The organism is Phenylobacterium composti DSM 19425 (assembly GCF_059568645.1).
This window is the reverse complement of the sequence record NZ_JCANTT010000001.1, coordinates 107839-127480: the sequence shown is the minus strand read 5'-3', so window position 1 is coordinate 127480 and position 19642 is coordinate 107839. Positions and strand designations below refer to the sequence as shown.

Here is a 19642-nt window from a genome sequence, read left to right as displayed (position 1 = left end):
CGCGTTTCGCGTATTGACACGGCGTTCTGTCCTGCGGAACACTATTGGGCAGAACAGCGTGCCATGTTGCGGCACGACGCAGAAGGGGAGGTGACCATGCGGGCTGTGATCCTGGCGGGAGTGTCGTTGGCGGCGTTGGCCGCGTCCGCAGGGGCGGCGATGGCGCAGGATGCGACGTCGGATGTCGAGGAGGTCGTGGTCACCGGGTCGCGGATCGCCCGGACGGACTATGTGGCGGAAAGCCCCATCGTGACCCTCGGCGCCCAGGCCGTGGAGGCCCGGGGTCCGTCCACCATCGACGCCACGTTCAACCAGATGCCGCAGTTTGCGGCCAGCAACGCCAACAGCGGTTCGAGCCCGGCCCGGCAGGGGCGCAACAACGCCAACCTGCGGGGGCTTGGCATCCAGCGCACGCTGGTGCTGCTCGACGGCCGTCGCACCCAGCCCTCCGACGCCCTCGGCGCCGTGGACCTGAACTCGATCACGCCGGCGCTCATCGAGAGCGTCGAGGTGATCACCGGCGGCGCCTCGGCCGTCTACGGGTCGGACGCCGTGGCCGGCGTCGTGAACTTCAAGCTGAAGCGCAACTTCCGCGGCCTGGAGCTCGACGCCCAGTACGGGGTCACCGACCGCGGCGACGCCGAGGCGGTGTCCTTCTCCGCCACCATGGGCGGCGCCTTCGCTGACGACCGCGGGCGGGTCATGGCCTCGCTGACCTATTTCGACCGCGGCGGCACTTTCCGCGAGTCCCGGCCGTTCTTTGAGCGCTCCGGCATCGCCAGCGCGCTCCAGGGCGGGGCCATCGTTTCGAACGCCTCGAACCTGCCAAGCCAGGCGGCGCTCAATGCGCTGTTCCAGGGCCAGTACGGCTCGTCCACCCCGCCGGCCCGGAACGCCTCGTTCGGCGTCAACGCCGACGGTACGGTCTTCACCACCGCCTCGCCGATCCTGAACCTGCGCTATCCGGAGGGCGAGCCTTACATCACCCACGAGGGCCGGGTCGGCTATCCGCTGGGCAACACCCTGCCGCTGCAGACGCCGATCGAGCGGTACACGGGCTTCTTCCACGGCAGCTACGAGCTGACGGAGCATGCCGAGGCCTATCTTCAGTTCAACTACATGACCTACGATTCCGCCTACAGCCGCCCAGGCTGGTCGGCGGGATCGACGGCGCCTCTGGCGCAGATCCCGGTCACCAATCCGTTCATCCCCGCCGATCTGCGCCCGGTGCTGGCCTCGCGCCCGAACCCGACGGCGCCGGTGAACTTCACCTTCAGCACCAGCCGCGTCGGCCGCACCGCCTATGAGTTCAACTACGACCTGATGGAGACGCTCGTCGGCCTTCGCGGGAGCGTGCCGGGGCGCGACTGGACCTGGGACGTCTACGGGTCCTATGGCCGTACGGACGCCCGCGAAAGCACCTCGGGCTGGGTGAACGTCGAGGCCTGGAACACCCTGGTCAACGCCCCCGACGGCGGCGCTTCGATCTGCCCCGGCGGCTTCAACCCGTTCATCCCGGCGGCGCTGGAGAGTACCCCTGGCCAGGAGGCCTGCTTCGACTACCTGAACCGGACCCTCAACGAGGAGACCGAGCTCACCCAGCAGATCGTCGAGGGTTCGCTGCAGGGCGGCCTCGTTGACCTGCCGGCGGGTCGTCTGCGGTTCGCCGTGGGCGCCAGCTATCGGCGCAGCACCTATGACTATGTCCCGCCGGACGCCCGCGTGCGGGGCGAGGTGTGGCCCGTCCAGGCGACGGGGCCCTCGCGCGGCTCCTATGACGTCCGGGAAGTGTTCGCCGAACTGTTCATCCCGGTGGTTCGGGACCTGCCGCTCGTGGAGGAACTGAACCTGGACGTCGCCTACCGGCGGTCGGACTACAACCTCGTGGGCGGGGTCAACACCTACAAGGCGAGCGTCGACTGGGCCCTGGGGGCTGGGGTGCGGTTCCGCGGCGGCTACCAGCGCGCCATCCGCGCGCCGAGCCTCGGCGAGCTGTTTGCGCCGCCCGAACGCGCCTCGTCCGCCCTCGGCTCCACGGCCAGCGGTGCGGGGGACCCCTGCGACTCCACCGGCCGCCTGCGCAATCCGGCGACCAATCCCAACGCGGCCCAGGTTCGTGCGCTCTGCATCGCCACCGGCGTGGCGGAGTCCATCATCGACATCTACCGCTTCGCCGGCAGCTCGGTGAGCGGCATCGCCTCCGGCAACCTCGACCTGAAGGAAGAAACCGCCGACACCTGGACGGCGGGCCTCGTGTGGCAGAGCAAGTTCGACCAGCCGTGGCTGAGCGGCCTGTCGGCGTCGCTGGACTACTATGACATCAAGGTGAAGGACGCGATCGGCGTCATCACCGCCAGCGTCGGCCTCAATCGCTGCTTCAACGCCGATGGTCAGTCGAACCCGACCTATGACCCCAACAACTACTACTGCTCGCTGACCACGCGGAACACGAACGGCGGCATCGAGACCCAGCTGCAGCCGACCCTGAACCTCGCGGCCTATGAGGTCTCCGGGCTCGACTTCCAGACCGACTGGCGGGTGCGCCTCGATGACGTGGGCCTGGGCGATCTGGGGACGCTGAACCTGAACCTCGTGGTCTCGCGTCTGCTGGACTACCGGATCCAGAATCTGCAGGGGGCGCCGTTCCTCGACTACGCGGGCACCATCGGCAACTCGCAGATCGACTCCGGCGCCATCGGCTTCCCGAAGTGGAAGGTCGCCGCCAACCTCACCTATGAGTACGGCCCGGCGACCGCGACCCTCAGCTACCGCTGGTACGATTCCATGTCGCACGCCTCCGACGTCGGGCTTCCCGCCCCGACGCTGCCGGGCGTAACGACCCGCCAGTACGTCGATCTCACCGGGACCTGGCGAGTGGGGGAAAAGACCACCCTGCGGGCCGGTGTGCTCAATGTGTTCGACACCGCGCCGCCGGAATGGACGGGCTCGGGCGCGACGGACCTCGCGCTCTATGATCTTTTGCAACGCCGCTACTTTGTCGGCCTGAAGAGGCGCTTCTGATGATCCGTTCCAACCGACGACAGGCGCTCTTTGGCGCCGCCGCCGCGGGGCTGCTGGCTTTGCCGGCCGCCCGCGCGGCGGCCCAGGCGGCGGCTCCGGCCACGGGCGTGACCCCGCTTGTGACGGGTCCGATCAGCGCGTTCATCGCCGGGGCCCAGAAGATGGCGATCGACGCCGAGACGCTCGATCTCGGCCGGCGGCACATCCTCGACACCCTCGCATCCACCGTGGCGTGCCGGGATCTCGAGCCCTCGGAACTGGCGCGGCGGTACGCCCTCAGCCAGAGCGGCGACGCCCGCCGGGGGACGGTGACCATCCTGGGCACCCGCCTGCGCGCGGGCCTGGCGGATGCGGTGTTCGCCGGGGCCATGACGGCGCACGGGGCCGAGATCAACGATTTCATCCCGTCCGCCTTCGTGCAGCCCGGGCCGGCCATCGTCAGCGCCGCCGTAGGCCTCGCGGAACAGCGGGGGTACTCCGGGGCGGAGGTGCTGCGGTCGGTGATCGTGGGCTACGAGCTCGCCGGGCGCATCCCCAAGGCGCTCGGCCTGGAGAACCTCCGGCGCGCCAACATCGCCAACCATGGGATCGGGCCGGTGTTCGGGACGGCGGCGGCCGCCGCCTCCATCATCGGCCTGCGGGAGGATCAGATCCCGCACGTGCTGACCTACTGCGCCCAGCAGGCCTCGGGCTCATGGCAGTGGATGCTCGACGTGGAGCACGTGGAGAAGTCCTTCGTGTTCGCCGGCATGGGCGCCCGCGCCGGGCTTCAGGCGGCGCTGTTTGCCGAGCTCGGATTCCGCGGCGTCCGGGACAGCCTGGACAATCCGGCGGGCTGGATGAACTCGGCCATCTTCCGCGAGCGCGACGCCAACCGGGCCTATCTCATCGAGGCGCTCGGGCGGCGCTGGGAGCTGCCGGAGACGGCCTACAAGCGCTACCCGGTCGGGGGGCCGACCCAGCCGGCGGTGCATGGCCTGCTGCAGCTGCTGCCGCAGATCGACCGCAACCGGGTGGCGTCGGTGAAGATCTCCATGCCGGGCCGGTGGCAGGCGTTCCGCGACGCAGCCATGCCGGCGCTGAACCTCCGCTACCTGACCTCGATCATCCTGATCGACGGCCGCCTGGACTTCGTCTCCGCCCAGTCGCTGGAGCGGATGCACGGGGACGCTCAGGTCAAGGCGCTAATGCCCAAGGTGGACGTGGTGCACGATCCCGCCCAGGAGCACGCCCCTGGCGAACCGCGGACCGAATCCGCCCGTGTCGAGGTGGTGCAGGAGGATGGGCGCCGGTTCGAGATCTACGTCCCGTACGTCGTCGGCTTCCCGTCCCACCCCATGAGCAAGGCGGATGTGGAGGCCAAGGCGCTCGAGCTGATGACGCCGCGCCTCGGCGCCGGACGCGCCCGGGACGTGGTGGCAGCGGTCTGGGACATCGAGGGGCTGTCAAAGGGCGGCAAGCTCGCGTCGCTGATCGCGACCTGATGCGTCCGGTCCGCACCGCCCTGGCCGCCATCGAGGCGATCGGCCGGCTGCAGCCGGTCGGCGTCTCCGAGCTGGCCCGTCGGCTCGCCCTGCCGAAGTCGACGGTCCAGCGCACGCTCGGCGTCCTTGAGGAGGCCGGGTGGATCGAGGCGGCTGACGGCGAGCGCGCGGGGTGGGTCCTCACCCTGCGCGCGGGGCTGGCGGTGGGACGCGCCGACTACGCCACCCGCCGGCTCCGGACCGCGGCCCTGCCGGTGATGGAGGAGCTGCGGCGCCGCACGAGCGAGTCCATCTACCTCGCCGTCCGCTACGAACGGCAGATCGCGCTGGTCGAGCGCCTGGATGGCCTGAACCCGGCCGTCCACGCCTGGCCGCTCTGGCGGGCCGGGCCAATGCACGCCACCTCCCTCGGCAAGGCGATCCTCGCGGCCCTGCCTCCCGACGAGCTGAACGACTATCTCTCGCGGCCGCTGCGGGCCGTGACGCCGCGGACTCAGACGGATCCGGACGCCCTGCGGGCCGAACTCGACGAGGTCAGGGCGCGGGGTTTTGCGGTGACCTTCGAGACCAACTGGCCGGGGGAGAACGGCGTGGGCGCGGCGATCCGCGACGGCGCCGGCGCCCCCTTTGCGGCGATCTCCATCTCGGCCCCCGTCGAGCGCGTCAATGCCGCCGCCGCCCTGCAGCTGGGCGAGGCGCTGATGGAGGCGGCCCGGCGCATCAGCCTGGGGCTGTCGGCCGCCGGCGCCAAATGACGAGGCCGCCGATCTAGGCGGCGCCTCCGGACGGATGATCCTTGGCCGGCGCTAGCGGCAAGCCGGTCAGCTGGGCGAGCTTTTCCAGCGCAGCATCGCCGGTGAGGTCCCCCAGCGCCCGCTCCAGTTCCGCGACCTTGGCTCCCACCAGGAACCGGTACCAGTAACCCTGGAGGAAGTGGTAGATCGCCCCCTCGCGACCGTCCAGGAAGCCGAGCTGGACCACATAGCGCAGCAGGAAATAGGCCGTGGCGCTCACCTCGAAGGGCAGGCGGTTGTAGACCCTCTCCTTCAGAAGGCGCGTAAGGCCAGCTTTGGCCGAGCTGTTGCCGGCGGCGAGGGCGGTGTCGCGGGGAAAGAGGCCGCGCCGCTGGTTGATTACATCCACCGCCTCGCGGGTGGCGTAGCGGTTGTGCTTCTCCGTGAAGAAGCTGAGATCGTTCAGGTTCACGTCGGCGAAGCCGCCCCGGAAGGTCACGGCGCGCCCCTCGGTGAGCAGCATGTGCTCGTCCATCCAGCGCTGCTCGATCCGCGCCTTGCCCCGCCGCCAGATGCGCAGCAGCACCAGCGGATAGCGCCCGCCATGGCGGATCCAGCGGCCCATGAAGATGTGCTTGCGCCTGAGGTTCACCCCCGTCACGTCCGGCGGCAGCCGGGGCAGTTCGCGGGCGATCTCGGCCGCCAGGTCGGGCTCGACCACCTCGTCGGCGTCCAGCCGCATCACCCACTCGGCGGTGATGGGGGCGTTGTCGAGGGCCCACTGGAACTGCTGGGCGTAATTGGTCCACCGGTTGTGCAGCACAGTGGCCCCGAGCTCACGGGCGATGTCCGCGGTGCCGTCGGTGGAGCCGGAGTCGATCACGAACACCTGCGGCTGGAGCGCGGCCACGGACTCCAGGCAGCGCCGGATGTGCCGGGCCTCATTGTGCGTGAGTACGACAACCGCGAGCCGCATCACTTACCGCTCGGCGTAGGCGAACATGGACTTGGAGAGCGGATAGAAGCGGCCGGCGTAGGCAAATCGGATGTTCCGGAACCCAGCCTCCTCAAGCAGCTGGCCAAGCGTCTTACGCGACCAGAACTTGATGTGGCCGTGATCCCAGAGCGCAGTGAAGTGATCGTCCATCTTTCCGGTAGCGGCTAGTAGCAAATTCTTCCAGTAGCCGTGGAAAGGCGTCGAGATGATCAGATGCCCGCCATCCTCAAGAAGATTGTACGCGGTCCGGGCGAACGTCCGGGGCGCGTAAAGATGTTCGATGACTTCCAGCGCAAAAACGCACGGGAACTTGCCGTATTTTCCCACCAGGTCATCGTACGCCGAGCCTTGCTCGATTCGGGCCTTGGGCGCGTTGTGATGCGCTAAGGCGACCCCGTCCACCGATGGCTCGACGCCCACAACCTCGTACCCCGCCTCGGTCAGGTGCGCCGCAGTCCAGCCGACGCCGGCGCCGATCTCAAAAAGCCGCTGAGTGGGTGGGGCGACCTGACGAAGCAGGCGAAGCAGGAACGGGCGGAGATAGCCTTCGGACTCCGGTTGGTCGCTGCTGTGTCCATAGACAGCGGCATTGACTGTGTTTGAGGGCATGAGATGGCTCCGACCTTTGGGTCAGGTGAGTTGGGTCCGACGCTTCACTGGCTTGGCGGGGTTTCCCGCATAGATCGTCCAGGGATCTAGATCGCGGACGGTGACGGCTCGCGCCCCCAGCACCGCGCCCTCGCCCACGGTGACGCCCGGACCGACGAAGGCTTCGGCGGCGATCCAGGCGCGGGCGCCGATGCGGATCGGCCGGGTCTTCAGCTGGAAGTGTGCATCCTCCACGTCGTGGGTTCCGCCGCACAGGAACGCGCCCTGGGAGACGAGGGCGTAGGGGCCGAGCTCGATGCGATCCATGCAGTAGATGCGCGCGCCCGGCCCCACCGTGGCGTGCTCGCCCATGACGAGGTTGGGCGGGTACCAGACACGGGCGGAGCCGTAGACATTGGCGGTGGACGCCACACGAGCCCCGAACAGCCGCAGCAGCCATCGCCGCCAGGCTCGCAGAGGCGGCGGCGTCCAGGCCGCCAACAGCGTCCAGGTCACGGTCCAGGCCAGCCGCCGCAGCCGGTGACGCAGCGAGAAGCTGGGGCCGCCGTGCAGGGGCGAGGTTTCGCGGGCATCGAGCAGGTCGGTCATGCGGGCGCCCTCATGAGCTGGGCAAGCCGACGCGCGGTCTCGGCCACGTCGAAATGCCCAGGTGGTCCATCGTCGCGACCAGGGCCTTCACGGACCCGATCGCCGTGAAGTGCTGCTCATAGGTCGCAAGGGCCTGAGCGGACATCGCGGCGCGCTCGTCCAGGCTCATGGCGGCGAACCGCCTGAGCATGGCGCCGAGGCCATCGACGGTGTCTTCGCAGGCGAGCGCTGCGCCGCCTTCGACCGCTTCGCGCCAGATATTCACCCGCCTGGTGATCAGCGCCGGCACGCCACAGGCCAGGGCTTCAGCGACCACCATCCCGAAGTTCTCCTGATGAGACGGGAGCACGAGCGCGCTCGCCCCCCTCAGCGCCGCCCACTTGAGATCGCCGTGCAGCATCCCGGGAAAATGGACGCGGTCGCCAACACCGAGTTCGCGAGCTTGCCGTCGGAGCGTTTCGCCGAGCTGGTTCGTGTCGGGGCCGGCTATCATCAGGTCGCATGCCAGGTCCTCGGCCAGGTCAGCGTAGGCTGCGATCAGCTGATCGCAGCCCTTCACCGGATGCAGACGGCCGAGAAACAGGAGATAGGGGCGGGCGGAGAACGCCGCCGTCACCTTCGCCCATTCGCCGGCGGCGTCGGGGCATATGGGAGGCGGAGGATTGATGCCGGAGGGCGCCACCCGCGTCGTACAGCGGTACGGAAAGAAGGCGTTCTCCGCGAGGCGGCGTTCCTCCTCGGCGGTGAACAGAAGGGCGGCGGCGTCGTGAACCGCGCGGCCTTGCGCCAGGAGCCACCAGGCCTGCTTGGCCGCATGCTTCAGCCTGAACTGTCGAAACCACGGCGAGAGCATGCCATGGGCCACGATCACATAGGGCGTGGATCTGCCCTTCAGCCCTCGCCAAGTTCCGATCGAGGCGTGGTTCCAGAGGCCGTGGGCGATCACCACGTCGTAGCGCCCGGCGTTCTCCGCTAACCAACGGGCTAGGCGCGGCGTGTACCCGTATCTGGCGATACGGGCAGGCAGTCGGGCGTCAGGACTTACGCCAAGCCGATGGACCTTGATGCCGGAGCTGTCCGAGTTCGTGTCCGGCGGTTCGAGCGTCGCGACCTCGCGCTCGATACCGAGCCGCTCGGCTGCGACAAGGGCCGCCTGGAGCGCCGAGACGGGACCGCCGCCAACGGGGTCCATCGAAGGAATAACGTCGAGAATCCTCATGGGCGGAGTCTCGGGGCCTGGGTTCCGAAGTAGGGCGTCGGCGGCGGGTAGCCATCCAGCACGTGCGCCAGGATGCCGGCCAGAGCGCGTGCGCCGGCCTCGCCGGTGAGATGGCGATGCGCCCAGGTCGCACGGGCGAGGCGGCTCGCGTCCGAGCGCATCTGCGGTTCGAGGAGGGCGTCCACCGCGGCGGCGATCGTTTGTGGGGTCACCGTTTCGAGCACCGCGCCCAGGGCGGGATTGACCTCGACACAGACCGACGCCCCGGCCCGCACGGAGACGACCACCGCCGCGCCCGCAAGAAGCGCTTCCGAAACGACGGCGCCCCAGCCATCCTTTACGGTCGAGGGCAGGATCAGAACATCAACGTCGGCGAGACGCGCTCTCACCTGGGCATTGGAGAGCGCAGGCGTGTAGCGCACATCAGCCGCGGCGCTTCCCGCAAGCTCCTCGGCGACGGGCCGCAAGCTGCCGTTGCCGATGATCTCGACGCGGTGCGGTTTCTGCAAAAGCGGCAGCGCGGCTGCGAACCGGTCGAAGCCCTTGGTGGTCTCAAGGCGGCCCACATAGGCCACCGTGGGGATCGTCCTGGCCCCACGCCCCGCCTGCGGCATGGCTCCGCCATCGAGAAAGTAGGCGAAAGGGAAGACGGCGCCCGGCCGGTAGCCCGCGCGCGCAAACCAGGGCGGGCCGTTGCGCCCAATGGCGAGCACCATCCTTGCATTGCGGCGGAGCGGTCCCTCCGTTAGCCAGGATTGCAGCAGCCGAGCGCAGCCCGCGACGCCCTCCGAAGCGCGGGGCTCGCTCATGATGCCAAAGGTCCGCTTGTGGCGCCGGGCGGCCCGCAGCCCTGCGACGATCATCGGCACATGGCGGATGCCGGAGAAGATGTGCACCGCGTTCATGTCGGAGTTCTCGACGATGCGCGGGATTTCCGAGGCGTCGGGGCCGATGATGAAGCGGTCCGAAGGGTGAGGGGCCACCGACCAGCCCTGGGCGACCCGCTCGGGCGGAATATGTTGCGGCGCGATGTAATAGGCCGCGCCAAAGGCCTCCGATGCATTGACCGCGCGATAGAGCGCGATCTTGTGGGGCGAGACGGACGGGTCCCAGAAGTAGATGTCCCGCCGTGGCGGCGTTGCGGGCATGGCCATGGCTCAACGCATCGCGGGCGCAGGCCGGGCGACCTGCGCCACAAGCCGCCGCACGTCCGAGGCGCGCAGCGCGACCCAGATGAGGCGGGTCCACAGGCGTTGCAGCGGGGCCGCCCGGTCCGGCAAGACCTTCGCCGCCATCCGCTGCTGGTCCCGTTCGTAGGCCGGGATGAGACGGCCGCTGCCGCTGATGGACTCGGGATAGATTCGGAACAGCCCCCAGTCGCGCCAGACGCGCCGGAACGTCGCGCCGCGGCAGGCGAGGTCGAAGAGGACTTCGCCGTCCCAGCAGGTCCGATTTTCGACGTTGAAGCCGCCGATCTCGCGAAGCTTCGCGGTCCGGAGGAAGGTCGACTGCTGCACCACCACGGCGAGGCCGCGGGCGTAGAGCCGGGGCGTCATGCGGGGCGCCGAAACCAGCCGACGGATGACCTTGTCCTCCTCGTCGATGACCAGGCCGTTGCCGTAGACCACATCGACGCCGGTGGCGTCGAGCAGCTGGACGGCTTCAGCGAAGGCCCCTGGCGCCACCATGTCGTCGGAATTGAGATAGTAGAAATAGTCGCCGGTGCTCGCGGCCAGTCCCTTGTTCAGCCCGTCGGCGGGGCCGGCGTCGGGCTCGAAGATCGTTCTGGCGATCCGGTCGCCGTATTCCCTGATGATCTCGCGACTGCCGTCCGTAGAGCCCGGATCGACAACGATATATTCGACGTCGACGCCGGTCTGGCCGAGGACAGACTCTATACAGCGCCGAAGATAGGGCGCCTGGTTGTACGAGATCGTGACGACCGAGAGCTTAGGCATGAGGCCCCGATGGTCTGAGGTGGAACGCACGTGCGCGGGCCACTTGTCTCGCGAATGGAGCTGGCCTGGGCAGGCTCCTGTGTTCGCGGAAGACCCAGATGGCCGCGATGATCTGGCCTGCCGCCATGAAGCGGGCCTCCGCGCCGAAGGGTGAGAAGGGGATCGCCCACAGCATCTGGATGATGAGATAGCTGACGAACGGCGTCGCTGGTGACTGCAGGTCCAAGAGCCGGAACAGGGCGGTTGCGACGTAGGCGAACGCGAATGCCCAGAAGACCGCGCCCAGGACTCCAGCCTCAACCCAGGCGCCTAGGATGTAAGAGTGGGTCGGGATGAGTTCCGAGGTAATGCTCTCGTTGGCCTGGACGCCGCGCTGTCGCCGCAGGAGGACGCCCAGCGCCGCGTAGGATCGATCACTCGCCCAGGAGCCGCGGCCGATGATCGGCGAATCCGCGATGGCTCGGACTGACACCAGAGATTCCCACCGGCCAGACATCAGCAGGCCAAGGTCGCCTCGGGTCTGCATCTCGTATTTTTGTTTCGCATCCTGGCCGAGCAGGCCACTGCCGGCGGCGTGACTGTAAAGCGTCGTGCTTCCCCAGGCCGCGACCCCGCCCAGAACCAGCAAGGCGCCGACGAGGGCGGGCGTCACGACCCGGCGCCCCGGCGCAACCCTGGCGGCGACCGTTGAGAAGGCTGAAATCGCGGCCGTCCCGACAAGCATGGCGTAGTGGCTGCGGAAGTTGAACGCGAGGTTCAGCGCGCCCATGCCCAGCGGCAGGGCGGTGGGCGCAAACGGCCGTACGCGCCGCTGGGCTGCAGGCCAACTCGCCAGGACCACGCAAAGGAGTCCAAGCGGAACGGCGTAGCCGAATTTCCAGGGCGCGCCTTGTTGAAACCCAGTGGGCATGAACGCCGTCTGGATTGCGCCGGCCGCGGCCACGCCGAGGAAGAAGACCATGAGGCGGCCAATTCTCGCGTCGGTCAGCCAGAGAAGGCCGACAAACGAAACCATGAAGAAGATGATCTTCGCCCACCCGCGAGCGTAGTTCTCGAAGGGGCTCTGCCGCACAATGTCTGACACCATCAGCCCCACCAGCCACAGCATCATGAGGACGATGAATGGGGCGGCGGATCGCCACTGTGCAGGCCGCATACGAAGAAGGGCCAGTGGGACGAGACCAAGAAGCAGGATGTCGGTGAGGAACAGTTCGCCGATCACCCGGATAGAGACGAGCTGCCCAAAGCCGATCAGGAACAGCAACGCCCGGATCCAGAGTTCGCGTGCTGTGACGAGGCGGTCAGTCGGAGACGACAACGACATGGCTCAGCGCCTCCAGAACTGCGCCAGTCGAGCGATGGCGACGTGGCTGAGTGCGAGGTCATCTCGCCGGGGCAGAAACGCCGCGCGAAGAGTCATCAGGGGAGATGCGCCAAGCAGTGCGCCGGCACGGTGTAGTGCGATCGCCGCGATGACGAGTTCCGCCGCCAGAAGGATCGTAGCCGGTGCGGGCGTGTATTCGGCCGGCGTCAGCAGGCAGGCCGCGACCGCCAAGCTGTTCACAACCAGATGAGAGGCCGCCAACTCACGATGGTTGTTGGAGCCGTTGAGCACGATGTAGCTGGGATAAGCCGTCGCCTGGACGGCGGATGCCGCCATCAGAAACAGGAAGGTGGGCCAGTCCAGCTGGACTTTCCCCGCGGTCCACGCGTGGACGAGAGGTTCAGCGACCAGACAGAGGCTGGCGGCGATCGCCAGCGAGAGCCAGGTGGCCATCCACGTGAGGAGGTGCAGCATCTGGCGCAGACGCTCCAGTTGGTTCAGGCCAAAGCTGCGCGAGATTTCAGGCCGAACGGATTCCAGCAGTGTCCGGATCGGCATGATGGCCAGTCGCGAGGCCGTCCGCAGGGTCGAGAAGAGGACCACCGCCTGTGGAGACGACGAGGCGCCGACCGCCAGCAAGACGCCTTGGTTGTTCAGCGCGTTCGAGGCTGGAAAGAGGAGAAAGGACAGAGACGGGCCGGCAAGCTCCCAGAGTTCCTTCCAGCTGACGCCGACTTTGCTGCTTGTGAGCCACGGAGAGGTCAACCTTACAAAGAGCCCATAGGCGAGGGTGAGCAGCAGCGAGGTCAGCAGCGTTACGAGCGCACAGGCCGCGGGCCCGCCGCCGGCGAGGGCTGTAGTGGCGAGGGCGGCGAACTCCACCGCCCGGGCCGCAGCGAGGAGGATAAGGCCCAGCGGATAGCGCCCGTCGGCATAGAGGACGGAGTAGAAGACGGCCCTGATCATGCCGAGCAGTGTGCTGATGCTTAGCGCGGACAGGATCACGCGCGCGTCGTCGGCGGAGATCTGCCCGCCCAAAAACGTCTCAAGCGGAAGCAGCGACGCTGCAAGCAGCGCCAACGCTCCACAGACGACCGCCGAGGTCAGGGCCAACAGGATAGCGGAGTGGAAACTTCGGCTGGCGCCGGCGAGGTCGCCTCGCGCAAAGCGCATCGCCATCTGGTTGCTTGCCGCGGTGCCGAAACCGAAGTCGCTGAGGCTCAGGTAGGTCGGAATGGCCGCCAGCATGAGCCAGGCGCCGTAGGTGGACACCCCCCAGGCGGAGAGCAGGATCGGAACGGAAGCGAGTTGGATTCCAACCGCGAGCGCCTGTTGGACGAGCGATGCGCTAGCCGCCTTCGCAAGACGCTGCAGCACGCTACTCATGGGATGCCGTTCCCGGCGTTACGCTCGACGAGCACGCGCACGCTACGACGGTTGGTGTTTGGCAAGGCAAGGCTCGCAGCAGCGGCCGTTCCACTGCCAGATGGAAGGCGAGCCCCGCCAGGCAGGCCCCGACGACGCTGAGCACGAACCAGAGCGGCGCCGGTAGGCCGAGCGTAACCCCAATCTTCGCGAAGGCCGAAAGCGCCGGGAAATGGATGAGGTAGATGCTGTAGGAAGCCGCCCCGAGGATCGTCAGCATCTTGGGCGGGCGCAGTCCGGCCCGCTCAAGGGCGATGAGGCCGACCAGGCTCGCCATGGCGCCTAGGCCGAACCCCCAGATGACGAAAGGCAGGCGGCGGGGGACGTCGCCAAATGCGACGAGGCCCCACATGCCGGCGAACAGCAAGAGGCCGCAGGTGGCCAGCAGACGGGGGGCTGGGACCGACGCTCGCTCTGTCGCCCAGGCGGCCAACATCCCCATGCCGAAGAGGGCGTGATACGGCGAGGCCAGGAAGCTGAGTGGGTATTCGAGCTTCCAGAACAGCGAGAGCGCTGAGGCCGCGCACCACAGCCAGAGCGCGGGCAACCCCAAGCGCGGGCGCCACAGGGCGAAGGCGAAGAGCGCGTAGAACAGGACCTCGTGGCGCAAGGTCCATTCGACGGCCAGCAGGGCTTCCTCACGAACGGGCGTGATCAGGAACGCCGCGGCGACGGCTTTCCAGTCCAGGCTTTCGGCTGCGCGGCCGAACAGGAAGACCTCAGCGGCCAGCACCAGACACAGCACGGGCCAGAGGGGTAGGTAGATGCGGCGGAAGCGTTTCCAGAGAAACGTCAGCGACGCGCCGGCCATCCCGAACTGCCGGCCATGCGCCAGCACCATCACAAAGCCGCTGAGCACAAAGAAGAACTCCACGCCGGAGTCTCCGGCGGAGAACATGGCCCACTCGCGGCCGTAGTATTTGGGCAGGCCCATCACGGCGTTGGCGTGGAAGAGGACGACCGCCAGCGCCGCCAAGGCGCGCCCAGCTTCAAGGACTTCAACCGTCCCGCGCTGGCGCTCGGAGGTTGGCCCGGTCATCGCCGAGCCTCCGCCGAGACAGAGCGGGCCTTGTCCGCCTCTGCTGCAAACCCTGCATACACCGCCGCGACGCCCTCCCTCAGGCCGATGCGGGGGCGCCAGCCGAGGGCGCGGAGCTTGTCGCCGCTCATGAGCTTGCGGGGCGTACCGTCGGGCTTGGTGAGGTCGTGGCGGATCTCGCCCGTGAAGCCCACTACCTCGCAGACCAGGCGGGCGAGGTCGATGATGGGGATGTCCTCGCCCGAGCCGACGTTGACGTGTTCGTCCCCGGAATAGGTCTTGAGCAGGAAGACCAGCGCGTCGGCGCAGTCGTCGGCGTGAAGGAACTCGCGCCGGGGGGCGCCCGTGCCCCAGATGGTGATGTGATCCGCCCCCGCGGCCTTGGCCTCATGGGCCTTGCGGATCAGGGCCGGCAGGACGTGGCTGGTGTGAAGGTCGAAGTTGTCGCCCGGCCCATAGAGGTTGGTGGGCATGGCGCTGATGAAGTCGCAGCCGTGCTGGCGGCGGTAGGCCTGGGCCAGCTTGATGCCGGCGATCTTGGCCACCGCGTACCATTCGTTGGTCGGCTCCAGCGGGCCGGTGAGGAGGGCGTCCTCGGGGATCGGCTGGGGGGCGAACTTGGGGTAGATGCAGGACGAGCCGAGGAACAGCAGCTTCTCCACCCCCGCCTGCCAGGCGGCGTGGATGATGTTCGCCTCGATCATCAGGTTTTCGTAGAGGAAGGTGGCCGGGCGGGTGTCGTTGGCCAGGATGCCGCCGACCCTGGCCGCCGCCAGCACCACGGCGTCGGGGCGGTTGGCCGCCATCCAGGCCTCGACCTCGGCCTGGCGGCGCAGGTCGAGGGCCTCACGCCCCACGGTGAGGATCTCGCAGTCCTCGGAGGCAAGCCGGCGCACCACGGCCGAGCCGACCATGCCGCGGTGGCCGGCGACCCAGACGCGTTTGCCGGCCAGGGGGTAGATGACGTCAGGCATATTTGGCGATCGGTTCGTTGAGCATGGCCTTGAGGTCGGCGCGGACCATTTCGCGGGCGAGCTCGCGGACGCTGATCTGGTGGGTCCAGCCGAGCTTTTCGCGGGCCTTGGTCGGATCGCCGATGAGGAGGTCCACCTCGGTGGGGCGGAAGTAGCGTGGATCGACCTCAACCAGGCAGCGGCCGGTGACAGCGTCATAGCCCTTCTCGTCGACGCCATGGCCCTCCCAGCGCAGGCGGAAACCGGCGTCCTCGAAGGCCCATTCCACGAACTGGCGAACGGTGGTGGTGACGCCGGTGGCCAGGACATAGTCGTCGGGCTGGTCCTGCTGCAGCATGAGCCACATGCCGCGGACGTATTCGCGGGCATGGCCCCAGTCGCGCTTGGCGTCGAGGTTGCCCAGGAACAGCCGGTCCTGGCGGCCGTGGGCGATGGCGGCGGCGGCCCGGGTGATCTTGCGGGTGACGAAGGTCTCGCCGCGGATCGGGCTCTCGTGGTTGAAGAGGATGCCGTTGGAGGCGTGCAGGCCGTAGGCCTCGCGGTAGTTCACCACGATCCAGTAGCCGTAGAGCTTCGCCACCGCGTACGGGCTGCGCGGATAGAAGGGCGTGGTCTCCTTCTGGGGGATCTCCTGGACGAGGCCGTACAGCTCGGAGGTGGAGGCCTGGTAGAAGCGGGTCTTCTTCTCCAGCCCCAGGATCCGGATGGCCTCGAGCAGCCGCAGGGCGCCCACCGCGTCGGCGTTGGCGGTGTATTCGGGCGTCTCGAAACTGACCTGCACGTGGCTCTGGGCGGCCAGGTTGTAGATCTCGTCCGGCTGGGTCTCCTGGACGATGCGGATCAGGTTGGTGGCGTCGGTGAGGTCGCCGTAGTGCAGGACGAGGCGCGGGTCCTCCTCGTGCGGGTCCTGGTAGAGGTGCTCGATCCGCCCGGTGTTGAACGACGACGAGCGCCGCTTCACCCCGTGGACCGTGTAGCCCTTGTCCAGCAGGAACTCGGCCAGATAGGCCCCGTCCTGTCCGGTGACCCCCGTGATCAGCGCGACCTTGCGGCCCGATTTATCAACCATCTCGATCCCCTCCGGACCCTAGGCCGCCTCGCGGCGGCTGGTTGTGGTTGCCTGGGCGGCCGGCAGGAACAGCGCCGCCCGCTCGAATTCGCGGATGCCCGCCTGTTTGGAGAGGCTCGCCGCCAGGGCCAGCCGCCCGCGCTCGGCCGCGGGGTCGGGCGGGGCGGCGGCGGCGTCTGCGATGGCCGCGGCCAGGGCGTCGGGATCACCGGGCGGGGCAAGACGGCATGAGCCGCCCAGGAAGGTGGCCAGTTCGGAGCCCTCGTCGGCGGTCACCACGATGGGCCGGCCCGAGGCCAGCATGCCGCCCAGCTTGGAGGGCAGCAGCAGGTCTGCCGCCTTGCGCTCCTGGGGCAGGACGTGAAGGTCGGCGACGCGCAGAAATTCGCCGAACCTGGCCTCGGGCTGGAAGGGCAGGAACCGCAGGTTGGGAAGCTCGGCGGCGGCGGCCTCGAGCTGTGGCCGCATGGGCCCGTCGCCGGCGACCACGAAGACGATGTCCGGCCGCGCAGCCAAGCGGCGGGCGGCCTCGATCAGCAGCCCGAGCCCCTGTTTGGCGCCGAGATTGCCGGCGTAGAGGATCACGAAGTCGGACGGCGCAAGGCCCAGCTCCCGGCGGTAGGCCCCGGCGTCGAGGTCCGGGCGGATCTGGTCGATGTCGACCCAGTTGCGGATCACCGCGATCTTCTCGGCCGGGACGCCCTTGGCGGCGATCTTCCCGGCCATGCGGTTGGAAATGGTGATCACCCGGTCGAAGGCGCGGGCGGCCCATCGGTCGAACCAGGCGGCGAGCCGCGCCGCGAGGCTGCCGCCGTCCAAGTGGCCCACGGCGAAGGCGGCCTCCACCTCAAGATCCTGCACGTGCAGGACGGCCTTCGCGCCCACCAGGCGCGCGCCCAGGAGGGCAACGGGGGCGACGAAAAGCGTGGGCTCCACCGCCAGCACCACGTCCGGCCGCTGCCGCAGGATTCGCCACAGGGCCACGGGCGCGGAACTGAGGGCGAAGGACAGCGGCGCCAGCATCCGCCGCACGCCGCTCATCTGCTCGTGCAGATAGAGCGGGCAACGATAGAGCGTGACTCCCGCCAGGGTCTCGCGCGTCCAGCCGTTGGAATAGCCGGGGCGGCAGCGCCAGCCCGGATAGTGGGGCGGGGTGGTGATGACCGTGACCTGATGGCCCTGGGCGGCGAGATGTTCGCCGATCTCGCCGGTATAGCGGCCCACCCCCGCAATCTCGGGGGCGTAGTTCATCCCGTAAATGACGACGCGTTTGCCCAAAATCACCGCCCCCCGCGGCGCCTCCGCTTGCGAAGGTCTCAGATGCGCATGATGACTACTGGCTCGTGGGTCCCGCGCTGCAACGTGTAGTGCGGTCATGATACAACGTCTGCACGAATGGCGCCGCGCGTTTCGGCGCCGTCTCGGCCGGGGTGGAAATTGAGCGAAGTTGTGAAACCCTTCGCGCGCGCCGTGGTCACCGGCGCCAGCGGCTTTATCGGCACGCGCCTTGTGGCGCGGCTGGCCGGGCAGGGCGTGGAGGTGGTGGCGGTGGACATCGCCACGCCGCGGGCTGTGCTGCCGGGCGTGTCCTATGTCACGGCGGATGTCCGCGAGCCCCTGGACCCGCGCCTCGCTGAAGGGGCGGACGCGATCTACAACCTGGCCGCCGTGCACCGCACGCCCGGCCATCCCCCGCACGAATACTACGACACCAACGTCAAGGGCGCGGCGCATGTCGCGGCCCTGGCCGAGGCGGCGGGCGTGGCACTGATCGTCTTCACCAGCTCGATCTCGGTCTATGGTCCGTCGGAGACACCGCTCACCGAGGACTCGCCCCTGCGGCCGACCACGGACTACGGCCGCTCCAAGCGGATGGCCGAGGAGGTGCATCGGGGCTGGCTGGAGGGCGGTGCGGATCGCCGACTGGTCACCGTCCGCCCGGGCGTGGTGTTCGGGCCCGGCGAGCGGGGCAACTACACGCGCCTCGCCAGGGCGTTGAAGCGGGGTCTGTTCGTCTATCCGGGACGGCGGGATGCGGTGAAGAGCGGCGGCCACGTGGACGAACTGCTCCGGGCCATCGACTTCGCCGTGGGCCTTGGCCGGCGCGAGGTGCTGTTCAACTTCGCCTTTCCGGAGGAGAGCACCACCGAACAGATCGTCGAGGCTTTCGCCCGGACGGCGGGCTATCGGCGCGCCTTTGCGACCCTGCCCCTGCCGCCGCTCCTGGCGGCGGCGCGGGTGTTCGAGGCAGCGGACAGGCTGGGCCTGAAGAACCCGATCCATCGCGAACGGGTGATGAAGCTGGTGCGGTCGACGCGGGTGACGCCCCGGTGGTTGCTCGACAACGGCTACCGGTTCGAACTCGACCTCGAGACCGCCCTGGCCCACTGGAACGCTGAGACGCACGGTCATTTCGACTGAGCTAATAGACGCCGCGGCGCAGGATGACGGCCGGGACGGTGGCGGCGAGGATCGCCAGGTAGCGACCGACGGAGCGGGTCCTGGCGTAGAGCACATCCAGGGCCACGCGGCGCCGATAGCTGACATCGTTGCGGCCACGCACCTGCCAGAGGCCGGTGATCCCCGGGCGCACGGCGACGTAGTAGCGGAACCAGCGGCCGTAGCGCGGAACCTCGGCGAGGACGATCGGCCGCGGCCCCACCAGGCTCATGTCGCCGGCCAGGACATTCAGGAGCTGGGGCAACTCATCGAGGCTGGTGACCCGGATCAGGCGTCCGATGGGCGTGACCCGGGGGTCGCGACGCAGCTTGTGGGTGGCGTCCCATTCGGCGCGGGCGACAGGGTCGGAGGCGAGGAGCGCATTCAGCCGCGCTTCGGCGTCCACGACCATGCTGCGAAACTTCCAGCAGCGGAAGGTGCGACCGCCGCGGCCAATCCGGGCATGGCCGAACAGGATCGGGCCGCCGTCCTGCAGCTTGACCGCCAGGGCCAGCATCGCGAGCGTCGGCAGGAAGAACAGGAGCAGCGCAAGGCTCAGGACAATGTCCAGGGCCCGGCAGACATCGAACGCCACGGCGCGACGGCCACGGCCGACAGACTCCGGATGTCCGGAATCGGGACCGCCGTCGATCGCCAGTCGATCTGTGCCAGCTAGAAACACCGTCGCCCCCCGACTACGGCTAACGTCGTTCTAGCTCGCCAAAAGCGTGCCAACCACAACTTTCCCCCCCCTCGTGCGCC

The 19642-nt window shown here is 68.5% G+C and carries 17 protein-coding genes; 4 read left to right on the top strand and 13 right to left on the bottom strand.

Going from position 1 to position 19642, the window contains the following annotated elements; all coding sequences use genetic code 11:
* Window positions 1-96 precede the first annotated feature (96 nt).
* From BO64_RS00525 to BO64_RS00515, 3 genes are read left to right on the top strand one after another with little or no spacing between them, the layout of a single operon-like run.
* Entirely contained in the window at window positions 97-3021 is a 2925-nt protein-coding gene (locus tag BO64_RS00525; RefSeq protein ID WP_496401311.1) for a TonB-dependent receptor domain-containing protein, read from the top strand.
* A complete protein-coding gene (locus BO64_RS00520; RefSeq protein ID WP_496401310.1) occupies window positions 3021-4505 on the top strand; it encodes an MmgE/PrpD family protein in 1485 nt (494 codons plus the stop codon). Before BO64_RS00525 ends, BO64_RS00520 begins: the two co-directional genes overlap by 1 nt.
* On the top strand, window positions 4505-5260 hold the full coding sequence (locus BO64_RS00515; RefSeq protein ID WP_496401309.1) for an IclR family transcriptional regulator: 756 nt from the start codon (window positions 4505-4507) through the stop codon (window positions 5258-5260). The genes BO64_RS00520 and BO64_RS00515 overlap by 1 nt, the downstream gene beginning before the upstream one ends.
* Before the next feature lie 13 nt (window positions 5261-5273).
* Here the strand turns inward: BO64_RS00515 and BO64_RS00510 are convergent, their stop codons facing one another.
* From BO64_RS00510 to BO64_RS00455, 12 genes are all read right to left on the bottom strand, one after another.
* A complete protein-coding gene (locus BO64_RS00510; protein WP_496401308.1) occupies window positions 5274-6215 on the bottom strand; it encodes a glycosyltransferase family 2 protein in 942 nt (313 codons plus the stop codon).
* 3 nt (window positions 6216-6218) lie between these two features.
* On the bottom strand, window positions 6219-6845 hold the full coding sequence (locus BO64_RS00505) for a class I SAM-dependent methyltransferase (RefSeq protein ID WP_496401307.1): 627 nt from the start codon (window positions 6843-6845) through the stop codon (window positions 6219-6221).
* Between the two features lie 21 nt (window positions 6846-6866).
* Window positions 6867-7433 (bottom strand): LbetaH domain-containing protein, encoded by a 567-nt coding sequence (locus BO64_RS00500; protein WP_496401306.1) that lies wholly within the window; start codon window positions 7431-7433, stop codon window positions 6867-6869.
* Between the two features lie 10 nt (window positions 7434-7443).
* On the bottom strand, window positions 7444-8652 hold the full coding sequence (locus BO64_RS00495) for a glycosyltransferase (protein WP_496401305.1): 1209 nt from the start codon (window positions 8650-8652) through the stop codon (window positions 7444-7446).
* Complete coding sequence (locus tag BO64_RS00490; protein ID WP_496401304.1) at window positions 8649-9806, bottom strand: glycosyltransferase; 1158 nt, start codon at window positions 9804-9806, stop codon at window positions 8649-8651. The genes BO64_RS00495 and BO64_RS00490 overlap by 4 nt, the downstream gene beginning before the upstream one ends.
* Before the next feature lie 3 nt (window positions 9807-9809).
* Window positions 9810-10610, bottom strand: coding sequence for a glycosyltransferase family 2 protein (locus BO64_RS00485; protein WP_496401303.1), 801 nt, complete (start codon window positions 10608-10610; stop codon window positions 9810-9812).
* Complete coding sequence (locus BO64_RS00480; protein WP_496401302.1) at window positions 10603-11874, bottom strand: hypothetical protein; 1272 nt, start codon at window positions 11872-11874, stop codon at window positions 10603-10605. Before BO64_RS00480 ends, BO64_RS00485 begins: the two co-directional genes overlap by 8 nt.
* 63 nt (window positions 11875-11937) lie before the next feature.
* Complete coding sequence (locus BO64_RS00475; protein ID WP_496401301.1) at window positions 11938-13320, bottom strand: lipopolysaccharide biosynthesis protein; 1383 nt, start codon at window positions 13318-13320, stop codon at window positions 11938-11940.
* Window positions 13313-14398, bottom strand: coding sequence for an acyltransferase family protein (locus tag BO64_RS00470; protein ID WP_496401300.1), 1086 nt, complete (start codon window positions 14396-14398; stop codon window positions 13313-13315). The genes BO64_RS00475 and BO64_RS00470 overlap by 8 nt, the downstream gene beginning before the upstream one ends.
* Complete coding sequence (gene fcl / locus BO64_RS00465; RefSeq protein ID WP_496401299.1) at window positions 14395-15372, bottom strand: GDP-L-fucose synthase; 978 nt, start codon at window positions 15370-15372, stop codon at window positions 14395-14397. The genes BO64_RS00470 and fcl overlap by 4 nt, the downstream gene beginning before the upstream one ends.
* Window positions 15365-16441, bottom strand: a complete 1077-nt coding sequence (gene gmd, locus BO64_RS00460) for a GDP-mannose 4,6-dehydratase (protein WP_496401298.1) — start codon at window positions 16439-16441, stop codon at window positions 15365-15367. The genes fcl and gmd overlap by 8 nt, the downstream gene beginning before the upstream one ends.
* Window positions 16442-16459: 18 nt before the next feature.
* Window positions 16460-17719 (bottom strand): WcaI family glycosyltransferase, encoded by a 1260-nt coding sequence (locus BO64_RS00455; protein WP_496401297.1) that lies wholly within the window; start codon window positions 17717-17719, stop codon window positions 16460-16462.
* Window positions 17720-17890: 171 nt separating this feature from the next.
* On the opposite strand from BO64_RS00455, the gene BO64_RS00450 reads away from it, so the two are divergent.
* A complete protein-coding gene (locus BO64_RS00450; RefSeq protein WP_496401296.1) occupies window positions 17891-18862 on the top strand; it encodes an NAD-dependent epimerase/dehydratase family protein in 972 nt (323 codons plus the stop codon).
* 1 nt (window position 18863) lies between these two features.
* Here BO64_RS00450 and BO64_RS00445 read toward each other — a convergent pair whose 3' ends face one another.
* Window positions 18864-19475, bottom strand: coding sequence for a sugar transferase (locus tag BO64_RS00445; RefSeq protein ID WP_496401295.1), 612 nt, complete (start codon window positions 19473-19475; stop codon window positions 18864-18866).
* Between the last annotated feature and the right edge of the window lie 167 nt (window positions 19476-19642).